The sequence below is a fragment of the Amycolatopsis echigonensis genome (assembly GCF_002846615.1).
In the GTDB taxonomy this organism is placed as follows: Bacteria; Actinomycetota; Actinomycetes; order Mycobacteriales; family Pseudonocardiaceae; genus Amycolatopsis; species Amycolatopsis echigonensis.
In genome coordinates, this window is the sequence record NZ_PJMY01000003.1 from 8148719 (window position 1) to 8172018 (window position 23300).

A 23300-nucleotide genomic window follows, 5' to 3' on the forward strand; every position below is an offset into this window, starting at 1 on the left:
AAGCCGAACTTGCCGGATCCGCCGCCGTAAGATGGCCCGGTCCACGATGGAGGGGGCCAGGGCCGGTGCCGAGCACGGATTTCGATCGCATCATCCGCAAGCTGCGCGACGTCGAACGCGGCAGCGGCCGCGACTACACGTCGTTCAGCGTGCGCGGCAAGCGCTTCGGCTACCACTGGCCGCGCACGGACACGGTCGGGCTCAAGCAGACGATCGCGGAACAGCAGGCGCTCGTCGCGGAACGGCCGGACGTTTTCGAGGAGCAGTTCACGTCCGGCGGGTTCGGCTGGGTGGTGGTGCGGCTGGGCGGCATCGAGGCCGACGAACTGGCCGAACTCGTCTACGAGGCGTGGCGGCTGTCGGCCCCGGAGGACCTGGCGGCCGAGGTTCCGCTGCCGCGGCTCTGAAAATCCGGCACCGCGCAACGGCCCGGCGGACTTCTTCGTGTTCTGGCGGTCTCGCGGCGGTCGGTGCAAGTGCTGGCGGGGCTCGTCGTGGGGTGGTTCTGCGGTACCAGCGGGCTTTCCCCAGAGGGACCGGCGAAGCGGCCCTGCCTGCGCCCTACCCGGCCGAGTGGGGCGCGGCTTGGTCCGCGGGGCGCGGCTGGCGCTGATCTGCCTGCGCTGTCTGGCCTGCTGCGAACAGACCCGGCACCCTGAGTCCACATCGGACTGTCCACAAACGACGGTGCGCCCCGGCCGCGAAGCCGGGGCGCACCGCCCGAGTCACCAGGGGTTGTTGTCCTGCTCGTCCGGGTCGATGCCGCCCGGGCGGCGGCCCTGCGGCGGCGAAGCCGGTCCGCCCGGAGCGGGCGGCGAAGCGGGCGGACGGGCCGCGCCTCCCGCCGGGGGCGGCGTCGCGGCGGGCGGCTCCGGTTCGGCGTCCGGGCCGTCCTGCTGGTCGGCCGGGTCCGGGTCGGGGTCCGGGAACCGGTTGCGGAGCGAATCGAGCATGACGGCGCGGGTGTCCGGGTCCTCGTCGCCGAGGCTGCGGCCCATGACCTCGGCCACCCGGTCGGTGATGCCCGACTGCGCCTTGCGCATGGTCTCGAGCACCATCCTGGAGAGCTCCTCCGGCGGGATGGTGCGCGTGCGGGAACTGAACACCAGGTCCGACACGACCCCGTCGGCCCCGACGGTGACCTTGACGGTCCCGTCCGGGCTCGTCGCGGTCAGCCGCAGCCGCTCGGTTTCCTGCTGGGCCGCCGCGTAGCGCTCCGCCTTGCGGGCGAACCCGGCCGCCCATTCGTCCATTCGCCGGATTGCGTCGTCGGGGTCCCTGATCAGGTCGCCCAGCCCACCCGCGCTGGTCATGCTGTTCGTTCTCCTCGAATCCCGTCGCCCGCGCCGCTGCGGGCGGGTCGTGTCCTCGCCGCGACCGGCACCGTCATTCCCTCGACGGTACCCGCCCGCCGCCGCGCCGCGAGGGCGCCACCGCCTCGCTACGTCTCGTCCGGCGAAGCGTCCCGGTTCACCCGCAACGAGGCGTCGACCCGTTCCTTCGGCTGCACCGGCTCAGCCCCGCCGACCCGGAAGCGCTCCTTGAGCTCCGCGCCGTTCTCGTCGCTGAGCGGCCCTTCGGTCGCCACCTTCCTGAACGGCTTCGACTGGCCCTCGTCGCCCTCCTGGTAGGACTTCGCGGCGGTCCGCACGTTGTCGGCAGTCGCCTGGACGCCCTCGATCGCCCCGCTGATCGCTTCCTTGGCCTTCTCGCCGGTCGGGTTGATGATCGGCGGGAGGAACGCGCACAGCACCCCGTACGCGTCGTCGGACATCGCGTAGTTCGCCGCCTGCGCCGCGGTGTTCAGCCGGTCCACCAGGCCGTCCAGGTGGCTCGCGTGCGCCACGAGGTCGTCGGGTTCCACGCGGAACCCCTGTGCGCCTCCGCTCATCGCCGCCTCACTTCCAGTCCTTGTTCTTCCAGTCGCCGATCACCGGCGGGGCGACGACCTCGTCCGGCGCGAAGAACGACGGATCGTCCGACTCGACGAAGCTCGCGACCTTGTGTTCCTTGTCCTCCGGGCCTTTGCCGCCCTTGCCGCCGCCCATGGCTCCCATGCCGGGTGCGCCCGCGGCGCCCTTGCCGCCCGCCGCGCCCGAACCGGGACCGCCGCGCCCGGCGACGCCTTCCTCGGCCGGGCCGGAGCCGCCCGCACCGCTGAACGCTCCCCCGCCGCCCTTGGCGCCGCCGCCGCCCGCGCCGCCGCCGAGCCTGCTGCTGATGCTCTCGCCGTTGACGCCGCCGACCTTGCCGATGCCGCCGAGCTTCTCGCCGCTCGGTCCGGTGCCGCCCGGGAACAGCGGTTTGCCGTCCGGGCCGATCTTGCCGGGGTTGAACGGTTTCGGCTCGTACGGCTTGATCCCGCCGGGGCCTTCGAGGGACGGGGGCTTGAACGGCTGCGGCTTGTACGAGTTCGGCTTGTACGGGTCCCCGTCCTTGAACGTCGGCGGGGTGAACGCCGGCGGCGTGAAGTTCGTGCCGCCCGGGTTGCCGCCGCCCGGGATCGGCGGGATGTTCGGCGGGGTGAAGTTCGTGCCGCCGGGATTCCCGCCGCCCGGGATCGGCGGGATGCTCGGCGGGGTGAAGCCCTGCGCCCTCGTCGAATCGGGGTCGGTGTTCGTGGCCGGGATGGGCGGGAGCGAACCGCCGGGGCCTCCGCCGCCCGGACCGCCGCCGTAGCCGCCTTCGGGAATCTTCAGCGACGCCGGGTCGAACCGGCCGCCGGGCTGCTGCCCGCCGGGACCGCCGGTGACACCGTCCGGCCCGCCGCCGTAGGCACCAGGACCGCCGCTCGGCGCCTGCGGCTTGCCGTCCGGGCCGAGCGGCCGTCCGTCGGGACCGATCGGCTGCCCGTCCGGGCCCACCGTCGTCCCCGGCGGGCCGATCGGCTTGCCGTCGGGTCCCAGCGGACGGCCGTCCGGGCCGATGAGCTGGCCGTTCGGTCCGACCGTCGTCCCCGGCGGGCCGATCGGCTTGCCGTCGGGGCCGAGCGGACGGCCGTCCGGTCCGGTCGTCTGCCCGCCGGGCGCGCCCGCGCCGCCGCCCGCCGGGCTTCCCTGGAGCATCGGCGAGAGCCGGGCCGTCTCGGCGGGCAGCTTCGGCGGTTCGGCGAACCGCGGCGTGGCCACCGCGCCGGCGATCGTCTGGTCGTACCGCGTCATGATCTGCGCGGCCTGCTCCCGGGCGGCCTGCTGGTCGTTGTAGGTCTTCATGTCCGCGGCGTAAGCCACGGCGTACACGGCCGGGTCCTTGATCGTCATCAGGACTTTGTTCGCCTCCTGCGGCGAAAACTTCACCGGCGGGTTGGCGTTCATCGCCTTCTGCGTCTCGTTGAGCGCCTGCGAGTGGACCTCCTGCTGGCGCCCGGTGAGCGTCGCCCCCTGCGCGGTGGTGCCCAGCCACTTGCCGACGTTGGCGAGGTGCACGCGCGCCGCGTCGCCGCCGGCGCCCTTCCAGTTCGAGGTGCTCGCGTTGATCGCGTCGCCGAGGTTCTTCTGGTGCGCCGCCAGCTCGTTGCCGATGCGCACCCATTCCTCCGACGACTCGGCGACCGCGGCCGGGTCCGCGTCCGAGGTGATGACGTCGACCATCTGCTCGTGCGTCGCGTTCTTCCAGTCGGTGTGCGGGGCCGCGCCCGGGTCGCGCATCTCCAGGTCCTTGCCCAGCTGCTGCTTCGACTCGGTCAGGTTCCGCTCGTACATCTTCTGGATCAGCTCGTCGCGCAGCTTCCCCTGGACCTTCGGGAACAGCCAGCCGTTGAACATGAGGTCGACCTTGTTCGTCGCGTCCTCGCGCAGCTGGTCGCCCGAGGCCACGTCGTCCGGGCGCACCGGCCCGATGAAGTACTTCGACGACGGGTCCAGCGTCGGGTTGTAGAGCCCGCTGTGCGGGTCGTAGTCCGTCGAGCTCGGATCGGAGACGGACTCGGCGGTCGGTTGCTTCTTGTCGGCCACTGGTCTCCCCTTCAGCCCTGGTCGCCGGCGGTGCGGTGGATGCGCTCGAAGGTCTCCCGCGAGCTGTGCTCCCGCTCCTTGTAGTTCTTCTTCGCGAGCTTGATCGCCTCGACGTAGGTCGGGAATTCGTCGCGCGCCGCCTGCAGCTGGGTGAGCAGGCCCTGCGCGTCGCGCGCGGTCTCGGCCATGTGCCTGCTGACGAACTGCCCGGCCGGGCTCTTCGACATCGCCGGGACCTCGCCGACCTTCTGCAACGCGTTCCAGCGCGCCTGCAGGGCGTCGACCACGCCTTCGAGCGCGGCGATCATCTTGTCGCCGGTGCTGTCGTCCACCGCGAACGATCCGCGCTCGGCCAGCGTCTTCAGCTGGCGCGCGGGCAGCAGGTCCCTCGTGGCGGCCACGGGGGCCAGCCTCGCCTGCATCGCCATCGGTGCCTCGTCGGTCATCGGGACCTCGTTCTCCTCGTGAACTGTGGCCGGGTCGGGGGACATGCTCAGTAGACTTCGGACACCGCCTGCCGCACGGCCCGGACGAGATCGCGGTGCCCGGCAGGCAGGTACTCGGCGGTCAGGTCGCCGGCCTCGCTGACGGCCGACTTGATCAGGTAGCGGCCGTCGGCGGTGTCGAGCCAGCCGATCGGGGCTCCCCCGCGCCGTTCGCCGTGCCGGCCCCACCCGCTCGCGACGATGTGCCCGCCGCCGAGCCGGGGCTGCGCCAGGACGCGTTCGAGCACCTCGACCCCGCCGGGCGCGGCGCGGGAGACCCGCGGGTCCGGGCGGCGCGGCTGCACGCGCCCGCTGACCTCGATCATCCCGAACGCGTCGGTCTCTTCCTCGTCCTCGGCCTCCTCGGCCCGGCGGCGCGCGGTCATCGCGGACACCTCGCGCTCGGCCGCCTGGCGGATGGTGTGCGCGCCGGTGCTGGCCGGGCGGGCGCGGGGCAGCACCCCGGCGACCACCTCGACGAGCTCCTCGTCGTCGAAGAGCGAGAACAGCAGTTCGTCGGTCTTCGCGTCCTGGGTGATCCCGAGCGCCTGCCTGCCGTCGCTGAGCGCGACCACCGCGATGTCCGCGCCGAGGCCGTCGATCCCGCTGACCGCGACCGACACCCGCGGCTTCGCGAGCAGCTCGAAGGCGGTGCGCACGTACGGGCTCAGCTCGTCGCCGACCGAGAGCCTGCGCTCCTCGATCGCGTCGTTCACGATCTTCGCGACCCGCACGAACCGGTCCGGTTCCGCGGGCACGGAGCCGATCCGGAGCGGGAACTGGCGGATGTTCCCGCCCGTCGCCTCCGCGATCACCAAAGCTTCGACGACGTCGAGAACGAACTCGAACCTGTCCGCCATCCCGAGGGCATCCTTCCCACAGCCGGGTCGGGCACGGCCGCCTCGGCGCTCGGGCGAGCGACGCCGAATTGCCTTGCCGTGCCTGGGATTCGCAACGGGGAAAGACTATCAGTCCGGCAGGGGCGGGTGATCACCACGGGGACGGCTGCCCCAATGTACCGAGGGCCGTGTCCGAAGAGACACGACCTGCGGTTTCGCCGCGCGCGGCGCTTGACGTGCGGCCCGGAGGCGGCGGAAATTCCCGGGTGCGAGAAAGCCGACAACGGGCCGCCGCGGATCGCGGCGGCCCGTTGTCCTGCCCGGTTCTGCCGAGTTGTTCTCCTGTTCTTCGCCGTCGTTTCGCCGGTTCGTTGCTCCACAGTGGACTGGACGGCGTCAGGAGACGCCGCGCGCCCGTTCGATGTCCGGCGAGCGGTACATCCGCTCCGGGATGCGCGCCAGGGTCGATTCGTGCACCTGCGGCCCGAGCCCGTACAGCTTCTGGAAGCTCATGATCAGCGGCCGCCACGCGTCCGGGTCGATGCGGTCGTCGGCTCCCGGCATCCGGATGTCGTCGTGCACGAACACCCGCTGCACGCGCACTTCCAGCCCGACGATCCCGCCGCGCTGCGCCTCGTCGTCCTCGGCGAACGGGTGCACGGACTCGAGCACCGCTTCCATCGCGACCGGGCATTCGGCGACCCGGGGCGGCGCGATGGTCTCCGACGGGACCGGCGTGAGCCCCGCGCGGCCGAATTTGTCCGCGACGTGGAAGTAGCCGCGCTCCTGCTTGCGCGGCGGCACCGGATCGGAGCCGGTGGTCAGCGCCAGCCGGTCCACCGCGGCGGCCATCGCCGACGACGGGAGGTTCAGCACGCATTCCCGCGTGCGCAGCAGGTTGAGCGTGGTCTTCGACCGCGCGCCGAGTCCGAGCATCGCGCGCCAGCCGAGCCAGAATGCCGACGACATCGGGGCCAGGTTGGCCGAACCGTCCTCATTGGACGTCGAGAGCAGCACCACCGGGGTGCCGAAGTAGAGAATGCCGGGCTCGATCGCGGTGTGCGGAGGAAAAGTCGTGTTCACACCGCTCAGTCTGGCCACCGTCGCCCGCACCCCGCTGGCGGAAATCGGCCGTCGCTTTCCGGTCCCGGACAGCCCGTGAAGGACTCCTTGCGGGAATCTGATTCCCCCAAGGAGTCCTTCACGGACAGCTAGGCGATGCCCGCCGCGGACAGCGCGCGTCCGGTGAGGACCCGGGCGAGGTGACGCCGGTACTCGGCCGTGGCGTGCGGTTCTTCCGGGGGCGAAGTGCCCTCCGCGGCCAGTTTCGCCGCCTCCGCCGCGGTGGCTCCGTCGGCCAGCGCGCGTTCGGTGGCCGACGCCCGCAGCGGTGTGCCGCCCATGTTGATCAGGCCGACCGAGCGTCCGACCACCGCGACGCCGACGATCGCCCAGTCGATGGCGCGGCGGGTGAACTTCTCGAAGCCCCAGCCCAGCCCGGCCTGGCTCGGCAGCCGGATCTCGGTGAGCAGTTCGTCCGGCTCCAGCGGCGTCGTGAACGGCCCGAGGAAGAATTCCGCGGCGGGGATCCGCCGCTCCCCGTCCGGTCCGCGCGCGACGAGCGTGCCGTCCGCCGCGAGCACGGCCGCGGGCAGATCGGCCGCCGAATCGGCGTGCACCAGCGAGCCGCCGATCGTCCCGCGATGGCGCACCTGCGGGTCGCCGACGGAACCGGACACGTGCGCGATCAGCGGCGCGTGCTCGGCGAGCACCGGGTCGCGTTCGAGGTCGTGGTACCGGGACAGCGCCCCGATCACCACCTCGTCGCCCTCGGTCCGGACGAACTTCAGCTCCCGCAGCGGCGCGATGTCCACCACGACCTCCGGCGCGGCGAACCGGAGTTTCATCAGCGGCAGCAGCGAATGCCCGCCCGCGAGCAGCTTCGCGTCCTCGCCGTGCTCGGCGAGCAAGGCCAGCGCTTCGTCCACAGTGGACGCTCGCCGGTAGGCGAATCCGGCCGGGATCACTGCGCCACCTCCTGCCCGGACGCGTCGATCACGGCGCTCACGATGTTGTGGTAGCCGGTGCAGCGGCAGAGGTTGCCCTCCAGCGCGGCGCGGGCCTCGTCGCGCGTCGGCTTCGGGTTTTCCTTCAGCAACGACACCGTCGCCATCATCATGCCGGGCGTGCAGAACCCGCACTGCAGGCCGTGCTGCTCGCGGAACGCGCGCTGCACCGGGTGCAGGCCCTCTGTGCCTGATCCGGAGGCCAGACCCTCCACAGTGGTCACTTCGTGCCCGTCCGCCTGCGCGGCCAGCACCGTGCAGGATTTCACCGATTCGCCGTCGAGCAGCACCGTGCACGCCCCGCAGGACGTGGTGTCGCAGCCGATGTTCGTGCCGGTGAGGCCCGCGGTGTCCCGCAGGTAGTGCACGAGCAGGGTGCGGTCGGGCACCTCCCCGGCGATCGTCTTCCCGTTCACCTCGATCGAGACCCGCACGTCAGTTCGCCTTCCTAGCGTCGTTCAGGGCCGTCCACACCCGCAGCGGGGTGGTCGGCATGTCCAGGTGCCGCACGCCGAGGTGGGCGAGCGCGTCCACCACCGCGTTGTGCACCGCGGGCGTCGACCCGATGGTCGCCGCCTCGCCGATCCCCTTGACCCCCAGCAGGTTCCGGGTCGTCGGCGTTTCCATGTCCACCAGTTCGAAATCGGGCAGCTCGGGCGCGGTGACGAACGAGTAGTCGGCCAGCGTCGCCGTGGTCGGGTTGCCGTCCGCGTCGTAGCTCATCACCTCGAGCAGCGCCTGCGCGATGCCCTGGCCGAGCCCGCCGTGCCGCTGGCCGCGGAAGGTCAGCGGGTTCACGATCGGACCGGCGTCGTCGAGCGCGACCAGCCGGAGCACTCGCACCTTGCCGGTTTCGGTGTCCACCTCGACGACCGCGAGGTGCGCGCCGAACGGGAACGTCGGCGCGCCGTCGCCGAACCAGACGTCCGCGGTGAACCCGTCCGCCTCGGCGGCGACGCGGGCCCAGTCGAGCGTCGTGCTGGACGGCGCGCCGCGGACCTGCCACACGCCGCGTTCGACGTCCAGCTCCAGGTCGTCCGGCGCGGCCTCGAGCAGGTCCGCCGCGACCTGGCGGGCCTGCGCCACGACCTCCTCGGCCGCCCGCCGGATCGCCGAGCCGCCGAGCTGCAGCGAGCGCGAACCGAACGTGCCGATCGCGCGCGGGACCTCGTCGGTGTCGCCGTGCCGCACGGTGATCTTGTCCATCGGCACGCCCAGCTGGTCAGACAGCAGCATCGCCAGCGACGTCCCGAGCCCCTGCCCGTGCGGGGAACTGCCGGTCCACGCGGTGACCGAACCGTCCGGGTGCACATCGACCCGGCCGCTCTCACCCCCCGCGTCGCCGCCGGTGATCTCCACGTAGGCCGCGATGCCGAGCCCGAGCGCCACCGGGTCCCCGGCCTCGCGGCGCTTCTTCTGTTCCTCGCGCAGCCGCGCGTATCCCGCGGCCTCGAGCACCTTGTCGAGGGCCGCGGCGTACTCGCCGGTGTCGTAGGAGCCGCCAGTCGGCGTCTGGTAAGGGAATTCTTCCGGACGGATGAAGTTCACCCGCCGGACGTCCGCCGGGTCCATGCCGATTTCCGCGGCGAACAGGTCGATCGCGCGCTCGATGGCCGCGGTCGCCTCGGGACGGCCTGCACCGCGGTAGGCGGCGATCGGCGTGGTCGTGGTGACCACGCCGCGGCTGCGCGTCTGCACCACCGGGAACCGGTAGACGCCCGGGGCCATCAGCTCGGTGAGCGTCGGCAGGAACAGCGCACGCGGGTACGCGCCGGCGTCCTGGAGGACGTCGAGCCGGTACGCCAGCACGGTTCCGTCGCGCTTGCCGCCGATGGTCACGGTGTTGCGCTGCGCGCGGCCGTGCGTCATCGCGGTGAGATTCTCGCTGCGCGACTCCGCCCACCGCACCGCGCGCCCGGCGCGCTTCGCCGCCCAGGCGAGCAGCACCGCCTCCGGATCCGCGCCGATCTTCGCGCCGAACCCGCCGCCGACGTCCGGCGCGATCACCCGCACCAGGTCCTCGCCGATACCGAGCGCGCCGGCCACGATGCTGCGGCCGATCTGCGCGTTCTGCGTGGAAAGCCACAGCGTGACCCGGCCGTCATCGCCCCACGCGACGGACGCCCCGCGCGGCTCGACCGGGGCCGGGGCCACGCGCTGGTTGAGGATCTCCTCGGTGACGACGACTTCGCAGTCCTCGAACACGGAGTCGTCGAACTCCTCCGCACCGTGCGTGTGGACCACGTTGGTGCCGTGGTCCGGAAACACCAGCGTCTCGTCGGCGAGCGCGGTGTCGAAGTCCGCGACCGCATCCAGCGGGTCGTAGTCCACATCGACCAGTTCGGCCGCGTCGGCGAGCTGGTACCGCTCCTCCGCGAGCACCAGCGCCACCGGCTCGCCGACGTACCGCACGACGTCCTTCGCCAAGAACGGCTCCGCGACCGGCCCCGCCTTGCCCGGTTCGAGATCGAGATCGGCCGCGGTGTACACGCCGACCACGCCCGGCGCGGTGCGTGCTTCCTCCACGTCGATGCCGACGATCCGCGCGTGCGCGATCGGGCTGCGCACGAAGACCGCGTGCACGGCGCCGGCCAGCGCTTCTTCCTTGAGGTCGTCGACGTACGTTCCGCCCGCGGTGATCAGCTTCTCGTCTTCGACGCGCACCACCCGGGTGCCGACAATGCTCATCTGTCCTCCTGCTCGGGTACCCCGCCGACTATGCCCGCATGTGCCGCCCCGCGTCAGCCTGAAGAGGTTTGCCACGCCGAAACTGCTGGAAGAGGGAGACGCACGGGCTGGCGGCTGACTCCGTTCGGTGACCAGCGCATCTCGACGGCAGCGACCAGGATCAGCCCGAGTAAGCCTGCCATCCCAAAACCACCGCCAGGCAAAGCCCTCCCAAGCCGATCGCCACCCGCAGCGGCGTGGCAGGCAGGTAGCGCACCAGCACCGAGCCCAGCCACGAGCCCGCCACTGAGCCCAGGCACACCGCGATCGCCGCGGGCCAGAAGACCTTGCCGGTGAAGGCGAAGACCAGCGCGGCGATCAGATTCGCGGTGCCGGTGGCGATGTTCTTCGCCGCGTTCGTGCGGGCCAGCGCCTGGCTCCACACCGTCGTCAGCAGCGCGAGCATCAGCACCCCGGCCGCGGCCCCGAAGTACCCGCCGTACACGCCGACCAGGAAGGCGGCGATCCCGGTGAGGGGGCCGATTCCGCGGTGTTCCTGGTGCTCGGCCATCCGCCGCAGCCGCGGACCGGCCATCAGCACCACCGACGCGCCGCCGATCAGCCACGGCACGACGACGGTGAACGCGTCCGGCGAACTGACCAGCAGCACGAGCCCGCCGCACGCCCCGCCCGTCGTGGTGATCAGGCACAACGGCAGCAGCCGGCGGCCCTGGCCCTTCAGTTCCGGACGCGCGCCGACCGCGGCTCCGGCTGTCGTGCCCAGCATCGCCACCGTGTTGGTCATGTTCGCGATCACCGGCGGAAGCCCGGCGGCGAGCAGCGCCGGGTACGACACCAGCGACGCCAGGCCCGCGGTCGCGCCGGTCAGTCCGGCTCCGACCCCCGCCAACACGAGCAGCAGGAAGCCGCCGAAGCCGATGATCACGTTGTCATCTCAACACGCCGGTCCCGGCGGTTCGCGGCGGGGGGAGGCGATCCGGAGCAGCGCTCCCCCGGCGAAACGTATAGGGCGTTATACAATTTGGTCCGCCGTTGTCCGAAACCGGACGGAATCGTCCGGGAGGGTTGCCCCGCCGCCGAGCCGCCGCACAGAATCCGCGCTGACAAGGTTGTCACCACGGGAGGACGCGGGATGGACGGGTTCACCCGGCGGCAAGCGCTCGGTCTCGCCGGTGCGGGAGCCGCGGTCCTCCTGGCCTCCGGAACAGGGGTCGCCCGAGCGGCGACCCGGCCCGCGCCGGATCCCGTCGCCGCGACCTACCTGCGAGTCCTCCTCCGGCACACCCGCTGGGCCGAGCAACAGTTCGACCCCGCCGCCGGGATCTACCCCGCCCGCGACTTCACCTTCGCGGTCGTCCTCGGCAACGCGTTGCTGCTGACCCGCGACGGTTACGACGCCGCCGTCGCCGGGGTCGACCGCGAAACCCTCCGCGCGCACACCCTCGCCACCATCAAGCACTTCGCCGCCTCCAACCGGCTCACCGGCGGCGCCGAATGGGGCCGGACACTGTTCTTCGACACCACTTTCCAGTCCTACTTCCAGCTCGCCGCGCGTCTCTTGTGGACAGAGCTGGACGCCGCGACGCAGCGGAACGTCGAACGCATCGCGACCGAACAGGCCGCCTACACGACCAGTCTCGGCACCGGCAACGACCCGGCCTCCGGCGACTGGACGCCCAACGGCCTGCGCGGCGGCTACGTCGGCGACACGAAGCTCGAGGAGATGGGCGTCTACGCGCAGTCGCTCGCCCCCGCGCTCGCCTGGGCTCCGAACGATCCGCGCGCCGCGGAATGGCGCGCCGCCTTCGGTTCCTGGAGCCGCAACGAAGGCGGCCTGCCCGCCGCGGATCTGGCGAATCCCCGGCTCGTCGACGGAAAACCGATCAGCGACAACACCGCGACCAACCTGTACGACACGTTCCTCGTCGAGAACCACGGCTCGTTCGGCCCGCACTACCAGGAAGAACTCTGGCGCACCTCCGGCCGCAACGCGATGCATTTCCTCACCGCCGGCGTCCCGCTGCCCGAGGTGCTCACCGCGCAGCCGAACGGCGAACTGCTGTGGCGCACCATGCTCCTGATGACCAGCGACGCGGGCGAACCGCTGATGCCGATGGTCGCCGACCGCGAACACCTCTACGGCCGGGACGTCATCCCGCTGGCCTTCCGCGCGCAGGTGCTCGGCGACCGTCACGCCGCCTGCGCGGAAGCGCAGCTGGCCGCGCGGCTGGAGCCGTACCAGGCATACCCGCCGGTCGACCGGATCACGAAGTTCTCCGGCGAACCGAAGTACGAACCCGAAGCCCGCGCCGAACTCGCCATCAGCTATCTGCTGCACGAATGGCGCGCCGAGCACGGAGGCCCGATCAGCGCGGTGCGCAAGGAGGAATTCGACGCCCACGCCGCTCGCGCCGCCGACTTCGGCTTCGGACCGGGACTGCTGGCCCACCGCTCCCCCGCTGCGTGGGCGGCGACCGTCACCAAACCCGGCTTCGTGAAATTCGCCTGGCAGCCGAACCACGACGACTGGCTGTTCGTCCTCGGCGGCGCCAACCCGATGCTGCTGCCCGCCACGAACATCGCGGTTCGCGAACGCCACGCCACGACGTACCGCAAGATCCGCGACGGATTCGACGGCACCGTCGGCGTCCTGCGGTTCGACACCGGATACGCCGCGCTCGCCACGCTACCCACCGGCACCGCGGTCTACGCCAGCACTGGCGTCGCGCCGGACGAAGGCGTGCTGAACGTCTACAACCTGACTATGCCAGGCGTTCCCGGTCTCGACGGCGACCGCACCTACACCACCGCCGAGGGTTCGGTGACGCTCTCGGCGCCATCCGGCTCAACCGGCGACCGCACGGACGACCTGGCCTTCCCCGCGGTGACCGCGCGGTACGTGCGGATGCTTGGCGTGCAGCCGGATCCGCAGTACGGCTACTCGCTCTGGTCATTCGAAGTCCACGACGGCGACGGACCCGACCTCGCCCGGACCGGAACCGCGTCCGCGTCCTCGGCCACGCCGGGCAAGGAGGCGAAGTACGCCACCGACGGCGATTCCGCCACCCGCTGGGCAGTGTCCACATCGGACCGCCCGCGAGCGGACAGCTGGCTGGCCGTCGATCTCGGCGCGACACGTCGGTTCGATCGCGTCCGCCTGAGCTGGGAGGCCGCCGCCGGACGGAAGTACCGAATCGAAACCTCGCCCGACGGCGCCGCCTGGACCTCGATCGCGACCTACCCGGCACCCGCGCTGCACAGCACCGGCGGCTGGCTGGACATCGACGGCCGGGCCGGGATCGTCGTCACCAGCCCGAATCCGCTCACCGTCACGAACGACCACGTCACGCTGTCCGCCGGTCCGCCCGCGCCGTTCGCGGCCGAGCTCTACGCCGGCCGCGCGGATCTGCCGACGCTCACCCAGCGTGCTCGCGCCACCGCCGCGGGCATCCACGCGAGTGTCACGGACGATTTCCTCGTGCTGGCAAACCTTTCCGGCACCGCCGCGACCGGAACTGCTTCCCTGCCCCAGGATCGCACCGCGCTGCTGCTGTACCGAGGCACGCAAACAGTCACCACGTCCGGCAGCTTGTTCAGCTTCGAGCTGGCCCCCGGTGAAGGCCGGATCGAACCGCCTCGCTTCACCGTGCGCGGCAAGTCCGGCAGTGCCGTGCCGCCCGGCCTGACCGCGGCAGTGCACGATGCCAGCCGGGTCGATCTGACCGCGCCGCCCGGACTCCTCCCGGCGGTCGTAACCGTGACGCCGACGGGCGGCCGTCCGCGCACCGTCACGCTGCCACCAGGCCACACCGTGCCTGTCGTCTTCGCCGAAACCCGGCCCTATCCGCTGAACGACCACGCCCTCGGAGCCGCGACTTTCCCGGCCGAACCGCTGCCGCCCGGGATGACCAGCCCGGACGCCGCCGTCGACGACGACCCGGAGACAGCGTGGCAGCCCGGCCCGGGCGGCCGGATGGTGACAGACCTCGGCGCGCCGCTGGAGGTCGCGACCGTCGAACTCTCCTGGACGGCCGGACGCGTACCCGCCACCGTCATCGAGACCAGCACTGACGGCATCACCTACACCGAAGCCGCCCGCCCCGACCGGAAACGCACCGCTTCCGTCGCCCTCACCCGACCAGTCCGGTACTTAGCGGTCCGCACCCTGGACTGGCGACCGGGCGACGCCGGCCTCACCCGGGTCTCCGCCCTCACACTGCCGAACTAGCCGGCCAGTCCTCGAACGGCAACGCGAGCGTGTGCCCAGTCTGCTCGGCTTTCGCCCGCAGATACCGGACGTTGTTCTCGTTCGCGAAAACCCCGGTGCGGACCTGCTCGCGCACGTCGATGCCGTGCCGCGCCAGCTGAGCCACCTTGTCCGGGTTGTTCGTGAGCAGATCCAGCTGCTGGACGCCGAGCACGGTGAGCATTTGCGCGGCGGCGGTGTAGTCGCGCGCGTCTTCAGGCAGGCCGAGCGCGGCATTCGCCGCATAGGTGTCCAGTCCGGAATCCTGCAGCGCATACGCGTCGAGCTTGTTGTACAGCCCGATTCCGCGACCTTCCTGGCGCAGGTACAGCACGTACCCGCCGACCTCGGAAATCCGCGCGACGGCCTCCGCCAGCTGCGGTCCGCAATCGCAGCGCGCGGAGTGGAAGACGTCGCCGGTGAGGCACTCCGAATGCAGCCGCACCAACGGCACCGGACCGGGTTTTCCCAGCACGAAGGCAACATGTTCGAGCCCGTCGGACAGTCCGGCGAACGTGACCGCCTCGGAACCGACCGCGGGACCTTCGCCGAACCGCAGCGGGATCCGCACGCGGGTGCGCACTTCGGGAACCGTCGTCATCGGGCTGCTCCTCTCCCCTCGGGCCATTCCGACCCTACCCAGAACCGCCGACAAAACCGCGGCGACGGAGTGCGGCCAAGGTCACGTAGGCTCGCGGGCATGGCCGACCGCCCGGAATTGTTCGTCCCCGAAACCGATCCCGCGCAGCTCGCCGACCTGCGCGCCCGGCTGCGCGCCACCCGCTGGCCGGACGCGCCGGAAGACGGCTGGGCGCTCGGCGCCGACGTCGGTTACCTGCGCGAACTGATCGCCTACTGGGCGGACGAGTTCGACTGGACGAAGCAGGAGTCCGCGCTCGCGCGACTGCCGCGCTACCGGGTCCGGCTCGGCGGGTCGCGGATCCACTTCGTGCACGCTCGCGCGGTCGCGCCGAACGGTCCGGCGCTGCCGCTCGTGCTGACCCACGGCTGGCCGGATTCGTTCTGGCGGTACTCGAAAGTCATCCCGTTGCTCGCCGACCCCGGCGCCCACGGCGGCGACCCGGCCGACGCGTTCGACGTCATCGTCCCGGACATGCCCGGCTACGGGTATTCCGACCGCCCGACCGGTCCCGCACCCGATTCCGTCGCGGTCGCCGGGCTGTGGGCCGAACTGATGACGGTCCTCGGCTACGCCCGCTTCGCCGCGGCGGGCGGCGACATCGGCAGCAGCGTCAGCCGTTTCCTCGCCCTCGACCACCCGGACCGGGTCGTGGCCGTGCACCGGATGGACGCCGGACTGCCCGCGTTCGTCCCGGACGATCTGACGCCCGAGGAACGCAGCTGGCTCCAGGACGCCACGGCCTGGGGCGCCGCCGAGGGCGCGTATGCCGGGATGCACCGCACCAAACCGCAGACCGCCGCCGTCGGCCTCACCGATTCGCCCGCCGGGCTGGCCGCGTGGATCGTGGAGAAACTCCGTGCGTGGAGCGACTGCGGCGGCGACGTCGAACGCGCCTTCACGAAGGACGAGATCCTCACCAACGTCACGATCTACTGGCTCACCGGCACCATCGGCTCGGCCATGCGGATGTACCGGGCCAACGCCGCGATCCCGCCGGAACAGCACGCCCGGCGGGTCGAAGTGCCGTCCGGTTTCTCGCTGTTCCCGGCCGACCTCGCCCGCGCGCCGCGCGCGTGGCTCGACCGGATGGCCAATACCGTCCGCATCACCGAACCGGAGCGCGGCGGGCACTTCGCGCCGTTCGAGGAGCCTGAGCTGTACGCGCGGGAACTCCGCGACTTCTTCCGTCCGTTCCGAACCGCCTAACTCCCCCACGTAGACGGCATCCATCCCTCCTGTCCCGCCGGCGGCAACGCAGGCGACAGCAACGCCAGATCCGGCGGCACGAGCACCGCCGCCGATACCAGCGCCGCCACCAGATCGTCGTCCGGCGCCCCAGGCCGGAACCGGAACCGCACCGAATCCAGCACCCCCGCCACGACCTCCGCGGTCCATCCGCCCTCCGGATCGAGCGCGGACAACCGATGCGCGGCCAGCGAAACGGGCACCGGACGCGGCCGTTCCTCGCGCCGCAGGAATCCCCGCGCCACCATGGCGAGCACGAACCGTTCGTCCGGCCGCAGCCGCCCGGCAGGGACCGGCGACGGCGTCCCGTCGGCGATCCGGATCTCCAGCACGTGCTCGCGGTCCCCCGAACCGCGCGCGTACACCGGGAGATAGCCGGGCGGCAGCGGAACCGGCGCGGCTCCGGCGAACAGCAGCCGGGACCGCGGCAGCCGCAGCGGCACCTTGCCGGTGGCCCGCACCCACCACCGGCCCGCGTGCCGCTCCACCGCTCCGTGGCGGCGGCTGACGCGGCGGTCGTCCTCGCCCAGCGGCACCGTCACCTCGGCGGTGTTCCGCCCGAACGTGACCGGACCCCGCCCGGCCGGCGGCACCAGGACTCCCCCCGCGCGTCCCAGCACCGCCAGCGTGCCCGGCGGAGACGCGAACCCGAGCGCCAGGCTCGGGTGCCCCGCGGGCAGCGTCCGCATCGCCTCCCCTGCCACGGACCCCCCGCGGAGCCGCTGCCGGACCCCGGCCGGGCGGCCGCGAAAGCCCGCCGGGGGCGCGGAGCCGGATCCGCCGCGCGTCCCGAGTCAAGCAGGAGAGGCCGGGACCCCTCCCGGATCGTCGTCGGGCTCGAGCAGCGCCAGGTCCGGCGGGACCAGCGACGTCGACAGCAGCAGTTCCTTGATCAGGTTGTCGTTGAGCGCGTTCCCGACCGGTTCGCCGACCTCTTCCCGGGTCAGCCCGGCCACCCCGGCGCGGGCCAGCCGGGCGCGCACGGCGCCGACGAGGTGCTCGACGCGCTTGCTGCTCCAGCGCGCCTCCGGTTTCAGCTCCGACAGCTGCTCCGCGACCTGCCGCCACGCGAGCGGCTGCGGATACTTGTCCTGCAGCAGATACCGCTGCGCGAGCGAGACGAGGACGAGCCGTTCGTCCGGCGTGAGCCGCCACATCCGCGGCGGTTCGGTCACGTCCTGCGGCCGCGAATCCGGGCGGCGGCCGTCCGCGCCCGCGACGTACACCTCGAGCAGATGCTCGCGCCCGGCCGAACCGCGCACGAACGCCGCCGTGTAGCCCTCGGCCAGCGGCACCGGTTCCTCGTCCGGGAACAGCAGCCGCGAACCGGGCAGCCGGATCGGCAGCCTCCCGGTGTTGTGGATCCACCAGGAATCGCGGCGGCGCACCAGGAATCCCTGTTTCCGGCTGACCTTCCGGTCGTCCTCGCCGACGCACACGTGCACGTCGTCGCGGTTGCGCCCGAACAGCACCTGCCTGCCGTCGCGCGGAGGCATCCGCACGCCGCCGGTGACGGCGAGCGCGAAGATCGTGCCCGGAGGGGAAGGCGGGACGCCGTGCGCGAGGCTGCCGTGGTCCGGGCCCAGCTCTTCCGGCGTGCCGCCGGCGAACGCGGTCATGTCTTCGGCAGCTTTCCGGCCAGCGAACCGGCCAAGGCGGACACCGGCGCGCAGAGCCGGTCGGGCGGCCCGTCCCCTTTCACCACGACCAGCAGCCGTTCCACCCGCGGGTCCCCGTGCGCGTCGGTGTAGGTACGGTAGACGAGGACCGCCTGGCAGCTTCCCTCGGCGAAGCCGTCGGTCTTGAGATACGCGTCGTGGCCGCCGACCCGCACAAGCCGGCCGGTCGTGCCGTCCGGCGGCTGATCCCGGTCGAACAACACGGTCACCGAGCGGCTGGCCGCCGGGCTGTTCCAGTCGCACCGCCAGCCGCCGAAGCCGGGCTCCGTCCGGACCGGCGCGCCGACTCCGGCCGCCGAAGCGACCGTGCCCGCGTCGAGAAGCGAGCACGCGTCCGCGTACGCCAGGGAACCCGCCGGGAACGCCGTCGCACGCGCCGGAACCCCGGCCGCCGCCATGGCTTTCGTCGCCGAACCGACCGCGGTGTCAGCGGCCTGGCAGAGGTTGAGCTGGTATCCGTTGTCTTGGGACACCGTCACGTGCACCAGAAACCGGTCCTGCAGCTGGATCAGCCGCTCGCACTGGTCTGTCGGCGGAGCGGCGAACACCGTGAACGGCCCGGATTTCGACTGCGCGCCCTCCGGCGCGGCGCCGCCCACAGGAGGGCTCTCCAGCTCCACCTTGACGTCCGCCTGCAGGTCGCCGCGCCGCAGGACCGCGTCACAGCGGTTGAAGTTCCCGTAGTCCGGGACCGTTTCCGGGTCGCCGAACGGCCTCAGCGGAGCGGCATCGACCAGCCGGCACGGGTCCGCGGCCCGCGGGTCGGGACCGATTCCGAGTTTCGCCTGCGCAACCGGCGCGGTCGGCGGAGCGGCGGTGGTTTTCGCCGGGCGCGTCACGAAATACGCGGTGCCCACGATGGCGACCGCCGCGACCGCCACCCCGGCGATCAGCAGCCCGCGCCGGTTGCGCCGCCGCCGCGGCACCTCAACCGGCAGCGCGTCGATCCCCTCGGCCAGCAGTTCCCCCGCCGACACCGCGGTCGGCCGTTCGGCGGGATCGCGCCGCATCAGCAGTTCCAGCGTCGGCGCGAGACCGTCCGCGTGCCGCGCACGCGGGACCGCGCCCTCGGCGACCCGGCGGATGGTGGCGTACTCATTGCCGCCCGAGAACGGCGGCGAACCTTCGACGGCGGCGAAAAGCGTTGCCCCCAAGGAAAAAACGTCCGACGCCGCGGTGGGCGGATGCCCTTGCGCGACCTCCGGGGCGAGGTAGTCCGGCGTACCTCCGATGAGCGGCGAATCCGTCACCGTCTCGTCCGTGCGGACCGAGCGGGAGATCCCGAAATCGGTGAGCTTCGCGCGGCCGTCCGAGGCGATCAGGACGTTGCCCGGCTTGACGTCGCGGTGCACGATGCCGTGCTCGTGCACCGCGCCGAGCGCCGCCGCGATCTGCACGCCGATCTCGGCGACCGTGTGCGCGGGCAGCCGCCCTTCCGCGGCGAGGATTTCAGCGAGACTGCGCGACGGGACGTACTCCATCACCAGCCACAGCTCGTCGCCCTCGGCGGCGACGTCGAAGAAGGTGACCACGTTCGGGTGCAGCACCCCGGCCGCCAGCCGGGCCTCGCGGCGCAGCGTCCGCCCGCTCACCACGTCGGACAGCCGGGCCTGCTTGAGCGCCACCTCGCGGTCGAGCCGGTCGTCGCGCGCCCGCCAGACGACGCCCATGCCGCCGCTGCCGACGCGTTCCAGCAGCCGGTACCGGTCCGCGATGAGCTGGTCCGCGTGCACCGACGCTCCCCTCGGCGTGGTCCGACCCCTGTGAGGTAACTCGCAGTAACGATACTGCATCGCCTCCGTTCGCAGAAAGCGGCCCGGGACCCCTCCCGTCGTCCGGACCTACCTTCGCCGCGTCCCCCGACCGAGCGAAAGAAGGAGACCGATGCGCGCCCTCGCCCTCGCCGTCACCGCGGTCCTGGCCGTTGCCTTCGCCCCGTCCGCACAGGCCGCCGGGCCCCGGCTGCACCTCACCGCGGGCGGCACCCCGGATCAGCCGCGCGTGTACTCCGGCGGCGGGCAATCCGTCCGCGGCATCGACGTCGACGCCGACTGGGTCGTCGTCGACGGATTCACCCTCGACAGACCGTCCGCGCCCGGCGTGGAAATCCGCGGCAATCACGTGACCCTGAGGAACACCAGAATCACCGCCCCGCAAGGCGGAGACGGCGACGGCATCCGCTTCTTCGGCGATTACCTCGCGATCGAGCACAACACCATCAGCCGGACGTCGAACCGCGACGGTGCGCACGCCGACTGCATGCAGACCTTTTCCAGCGACAGCCCGCCGAGCAACCACGTCCGGATCGAAGGGAACCGCTGCGAGAAAATCGACAACATGTGCCTGATGGCCGAAGGCCCGAACGACGGCGAGGGCGACGGAAAAGGCCACACGACGGATTTCCTGATCAAGGACAACTTCTGCGAGACGCTGGTGGCTTCGCAGACGCTGATGTTCGAGGACGTCCAGCAGGCCACCATCACGGGCAACGCCTTCGCCGCGGGGCCCGATCACGCGATCGGCCTGGCGATCCACTCCACCGGCGCCCGCGTCGAAGGCAACCGCGTGGACCCGTCGATCCCCTGCGAGCTCGGCATCGACGATTCGTCGCGAGAGGGCTACGCCGGGCCGGAGCCCGCGTGCGCTCCGTGACTTTTGCGGACCTTTGCGGACCTTTGTGGACGGTCCGGCCGACCGCGCACCGTGACCGAAACCGCCGGAATTCGCCCGGATTCGGACAGTCGGGTGAATCCGAAGTGACGCGGTTCACCAGGGGACAGGGCGGGTATCTCCCCGATGACGGCACGCGGGCCGCCGAAGGAGAACTCCATGCTCAGTCATCACGAACGCGTCGAGCTGGACAAGATCGAGCGCTGGTTCGAAACCAGCGACCCGGAACTGGCGGCCGCCCTGCGCCGCGGCAAACCGGCCCGCTCCGCCGTGCTGCTCACCGCGTTCGCGATCCTGCTGGACGTCGCCGCGTGCGGCCTCCTGGTCGCGGGAATCGCCGGATCGAGTCCGGCGCTGACGGTCTGCGCCCTGTTCGCCGCGGCGGGCGGGGTGGCCGCGCACCTGGCCCGCTGCCGCGACCGCCGGTGACCGGCTGATCCGCTCCGCCGGACTCCCCGCGGTGCTGGTCCGCGTCCGCCCGTGACGGCCGCTCATGGCCAAAGCGGATGCCCTCTGGCCGGAACGCCGCTTCCGCAGGCACTGAACTCACCGGACCAGAGCACACACAACTCGACCCCCCAGCCCGCCTGGCCAGCACACCTCTAGCCCACCGCCGACGTCCACCGGACACCCCTTCCCCCGCCACCCACCATCGCCGGACTACACCGCGCTCCCCGACCACCAGCCCCGTCCGGGCCGCGACCCGGCCAGCACACCCCGCCGCCCGCCTCCGGATGCGCCGCCCGACCCCCGCACCGCACACTGGTCCGGTGTCCGACTGGGTGCTGCACGTCGACCTCGACCAGTTCATCGCGGCCGTCGAGGTCGCCCGGCGGCCGGAGCTGCGCGGGCGGCCGGTGATCGTCGGCGGGAAAGGCGATCCGGCCGAGCGCGCCGTCGTGGCCACCGCGTCCTACGAGGCGCGCGAGTTCGGCGTCGACTCCGGCATGCCGCTGCGGCTGGCCGTCAAACGCTGCCCGGACGCCGTCCTCCTCCCGGTCGACGCCCCGGCGTACCAGGAGGTCTCCGACCGCGTGATGGCCCGGCTGCGGGAATTCCCGGCGGTCGTCGAGGTGCTCGGCTGGGACGAAGCGTTCCTCGGCGCCACCGCCGACGATCCCGAAGCGCTCGCCGCGGAAATCCGGCGCGGAATCGAAGAAGAAACCGGGCTCTCGTCGTCCGTCGGAATCGGCGACAACAAACTCCGCGCCAAACTCGCCACCGGTTTCGCGAAACCGGCCGGAATCTACCGGCTCACCCAGGAAAACTGGTGGGACGTCATGGCCGAACGGCCCACCGACGCGTTATGGGGAATCGGCCGGAAAACCGCGAAGAAACTCGCCGAGGCCGGATACTCCACCATTCTCGATCTCGCCGCCGCCGATCCCGACGCGCTCGCCGCGCGGTTCGGGCCGAAACTCGGCCCCTGGTACCGACTGCTGGCCGGCGGCATCGGCGACGCCGAGGTGAGCGCCACCCCGTACGTCGCGCGTTCCCGAAGCAGGGAAACAACATTCCAGCAAGACCTCACCGACCCGGAAGCCATCGCCCGAGAGACCGCGACTCTCGCCGAACGCGTCGCGCAGGACGTCGCTGACGAGGGACGTCCCGCTGCCCGCGTCGCGGTCAAGGTGCGGTTCGCGCCCTTCCTGACCCACACGCACAGCGTGACGCTGCCCGCACCGTCCTCGGATCCGGCTGTGCTCTCCGCGGCGGCGCAAGACCTGTTGGGCCGCTTCACTTTCGGCAAGCCGGTGCGACTGCTCGGCGTCCGTGCGGAGTTCCCGCGCGCTTGACAGGTGCGGACCGGCCTTGCCAAGGTGGAATCGACGCACCCGCCTGGGTGCGGCTCCGGGCCGAGAGGCGCTGCGACGGGGTTTCCCGCCACGCTCGGCCCGCGGGACTTCGAGAGAAGGGCGCCTCCTGGTTCAGGAGGTGCCGCGTGTTACTGACGATTCCGGCCCGGTCAGCGCCGTCGCGCGACGTGCACCGTGTGGTCGGCGGCCAGCTCGACCGTGTCCGGCAACACCTGCCGAATCCGCTGGAAAACCTGTTGCCGCACCGAAATCGGCAGCATCAGGTACGCGGAGACCGTGGACAGCAGACCGACGTACTCGTCCGCGCGCAGCGTCAGCCGCTCCGAGACGACGAACTGCCGGACATCGGCGAACAGCTGGGACTTCTCGAGTTCCGTGCCCGGCCACCGCAGCTTGCTCTCCGGCGGTGTGCCGTCCGGCGACGGGATCTCCGCGCTGTCCAGAAACGGAGCCTGCGCCTCCTCGACCGCTTGCCGCACAACGGGATCCGCCAGCTCGGCGGGTCCGCCGACCGACGCGAACACCCCGCCGGGGGCGAGCAGCGCGGCGATCCGCGGCCACCGCCCGGCCGGGTCCGTCCAGTGCAGGGCCGCGGCCGAGTACACCAGCCCGTACTGCCGCTCCGGCCGCAGGTCCTCCAGCGCGCCTTGCCGCGTCTCGACCTCGGCGGGCACGTGCTTGCGCAGTTCGGCGAGCATCGCCGGATCCGGATCGGTCGCGGTGACCGCGATCCCCCGGCCCGCGAACACCCGGGTCATTTTCCCTGTCCCGGCCCCGATTTCGAGCGCGTCGGCGACCGGCGTGCCCGCGTAGTCCAGCACCCGCTCGGCTAGTTCGGCGGGATATCCCGGGCGGTACCGCTCGTACGCCTGCGCCACCGCCCCGAAAGTCAACGCGCGCTCGGTCATGCCCGGCATTCTGGCCTGACAAGCACCGCGCGCGCCTCCCCTTGTGAGCGCCAGCAAGACG

General features: G+C 71.9%; 20 protein-coding genes and 1 pseudogene. 6 read left to right on the forward strand and 15 right to left on the reverse strand.

The genetic code is table 11. The features are described 5' to 3' along the window. Positions 1-65 precede the first annotated feature (65 nt). Positions 66-407, forward strand: coding sequence for an MmcQ/YjbR family DNA-binding protein (locus tag ATK30_RS43500; RefSeq protein WP_101440477.1), 342 nt, complete (start codon positions 66-68; stop codon positions 405-407). 318 nt (positions 408-725) lie between these two features. On the opposite strand, the gene ATK30_RS43505 is transcribed toward ATK30_RS43500, so the two are convergent. The 10 genes and pseudogenes from ATK30_RS43505 to ATK30_RS43550 form a co-directional block, all read right to left on the reverse strand. Then, positions 726-1313: a YbaB/EbfC family nucleoid-associated protein gene (locus tag ATK30_RS43505; RefSeq protein WP_101440478.1), complete on the reverse strand. Its 588-nt coding sequence runs from the start codon at positions 1311-1313 to the stop codon at positions 726-728. A gap of 278 nt (positions 1314-1591) precedes the next feature. Continuing rightward, positions 1592-1891, reverse strand: a pseudogene (locus ATK30_RS43510) (type VII secretion target); the annotation flags it as partial. A gap of 7 nt (positions 1892-1898) precedes the next feature. After that, on the reverse strand, positions 1899-3953 hold the full coding sequence (locus ATK30_RS43515) for a hypothetical protein (RefSeq protein ID WP_101440479.1): 2055 nt from the start codon (positions 3951-3953) through the stop codon (positions 1899-1901). Between the two features lie 11 nt (positions 3954-3964). Then, complete coding sequence (locus ATK30_RS43520; protein WP_244194905.1) at positions 3965-4444, reverse strand: hypothetical protein; 480 nt, start codon at positions 4442-4444, stop codon at positions 3965-3967. A 2-nt stretch (positions 4445-4446) separates the two neighbouring features. Further along, complete coding sequence (locus tag ATK30_RS43525; protein WP_101440480.1) at positions 4447-5298, reverse strand: ESX secretion-associated protein EspG; 852 nt, start codon at positions 5296-5298, stop codon at positions 4447-4449. Positions 5299-5673: 375 nt separating this feature from the next. Beyond that, positions 5674-6360 carry a flavin reductase family protein gene (locus ATK30_RS43530; RefSeq protein WP_101440481.1) on the reverse strand — a complete coding sequence of 229 codons (687 nt, stop codon included), beginning with the start codon at positions 6358-6360 and terminating at the stop codon, positions 5674-5676. A 128-nt stretch (positions 6361-6488) separates the two neighbouring features. Next, complete coding sequence (locus ATK30_RS43535; protein ID WP_101440482.1) at positions 6489-7304, reverse strand: FAD binding domain-containing protein; 816 nt, start codon at positions 7302-7304, stop codon at positions 6489-6491. Beyond that, positions 7301-7777, reverse strand: a complete 477-nt coding sequence (locus ATK30_RS43540; RefSeq protein ID WP_101440483.1) for a (2Fe-2S)-binding protein — start codon at positions 7775-7777, stop codon at positions 7301-7303. Before ATK30_RS43540 ends, ATK30_RS43535 begins: the two co-directional genes overlap by 4 nt. 1 nt (position 7778) lies before the next feature. Beyond that, positions 7779-10031 carry a xanthine dehydrogenase family protein molybdopterin-binding subunit gene (locus ATK30_RS43545; RefSeq protein WP_101440484.1) on the reverse strand — a complete coding sequence of 751 codons (2253 nt, stop codon included), beginning with the start codon at positions 10029-10031 and terminating at the stop codon, positions 7779-7781. A 160-nt stretch (positions 10032-10191) separates the two neighbouring features. Further along, entirely contained in the window at positions 10192-10956 is a 765-nt protein-coding gene (locus ATK30_RS43550; protein ID WP_101440485.1) for a sulfite exporter TauE/SafE family protein, read from the reverse strand. A 207-nt stretch (positions 10957-11163) separates the two neighbouring features. Between ATK30_RS43550 and ATK30_RS43555 the strand changes: the two genes are divergently transcribed. Next, a complete protein-coding gene (locus ATK30_RS43555) occupies positions 11164-14259 on the forward strand; it encodes a discoidin domain-containing protein (protein WP_101440486.1) in 3096 nt (1031 codons plus the stop codon). Here the strand turns inward: ATK30_RS43555 and ATK30_RS43560 are convergent. Beyond that, positions 14243-14878: a GTP cyclohydrolase II gene (locus ATK30_RS43560; RefSeq protein ID WP_101440487.1), complete on the reverse strand. Its 636-nt coding sequence runs from the start codon at positions 14876-14878 to the stop codon at positions 14243-14245. The two genes, ATK30_RS43555 and ATK30_RS43560, sit on opposite strands and share 17 nt — an antisense overlap. Before the next feature lie 99 nt (positions 14879-14977). Between ATK30_RS43560 and ATK30_RS43565 the strand changes: the two genes are divergently transcribed. Further along, positions 14978-16126: an epoxide hydrolase family protein gene (locus ATK30_RS43565; RefSeq protein WP_101440488.1), complete on the forward strand. Its 1149-nt coding sequence runs from the start codon at positions 14978-14980 to the stop codon at positions 16124-16126. Here the strand turns inward: ATK30_RS43565 and ATK30_RS43570 are convergent. The 3 genes from ATK30_RS43570 to ATK30_RS43580 form a co-directional block, all read right to left on the reverse strand. Next, positions 16123-16854 (reverse strand): FHA domain-containing protein, encoded by a 732-nt coding sequence (locus ATK30_RS43570; protein ID WP_101440489.1) that lies wholly within the window; start codon positions 16852-16854, stop codon positions 16123-16125. The two genes, ATK30_RS43565 and ATK30_RS43570, sit on opposite strands and share 4 nt — an antisense overlap. Positions 16855-16959: 105 nt before the next feature. After that, entirely contained in the window at positions 16960-17784 is an 825-nt protein-coding gene (locus tag ATK30_RS43575; protein ID WP_101440490.1) for an FHA domain-containing protein, read from the reverse strand. Further along, positions 17781-19577: a serine/threonine-protein kinase gene (locus ATK30_RS43580; protein ID WP_158242590.1), complete on the reverse strand. Its 1797-nt coding sequence runs from the start codon at positions 19575-19577 to the stop codon at positions 17781-17783. The genes ATK30_RS43575 and ATK30_RS43580 overlap by 4 nt, the downstream gene beginning before the upstream one ends. A gap of 151 nt (positions 19578-19728) precedes the next feature. Here ATK30_RS43580 and ATK30_RS43585 point away from each other — a divergent pair, with 151 nt between their 5' ends. The 3 genes from ATK30_RS43585 to ATK30_RS43595 all read left to right on the forward strand — a co-directional run bounded on the left by ATK30_RS43585 (position 19729) and on the right by ATK30_RS43595 (position 22310). Continuing rightward, positions 19729-20496, forward strand: a complete 768-nt coding sequence (locus tag ATK30_RS43585; protein WP_101440492.1) for a right-handed parallel beta-helix repeat-containing protein — start codon at positions 19729-19731, stop codon at positions 20494-20496. Between the two features lie 177 nt (positions 20497-20673). Then, positions 20674-20943, forward strand: coding sequence for a DUF3040 domain-containing protein (locus tag ATK30_RS43590; RefSeq protein WP_101440493.1), 270 nt, complete (start codon positions 20674-20676; stop codon positions 20941-20943). A gap of 305 nt (positions 20944-21248) precedes the next feature. Further along, complete coding sequence (locus tag ATK30_RS43595; protein ID WP_101440494.1) at positions 21249-22310, forward strand: DNA polymerase IV; 1062 nt, start codon at positions 21249-21251, stop codon at positions 22308-22310. Positions 22311-22480: 170 nt separating this feature from the next. On the opposite strand, the gene ATK30_RS43600 is transcribed toward ATK30_RS43595, so the two are convergent. After that, positions 22481-23239: a class I SAM-dependent methyltransferase gene (locus tag ATK30_RS43600; RefSeq protein ID WP_101440495.1), complete on the reverse strand. Its 759-nt coding sequence runs from the start codon at positions 23237-23239 to the stop codon at positions 22481-22483. Positions 23240-23300 lie beyond the last annotated feature (61 nt).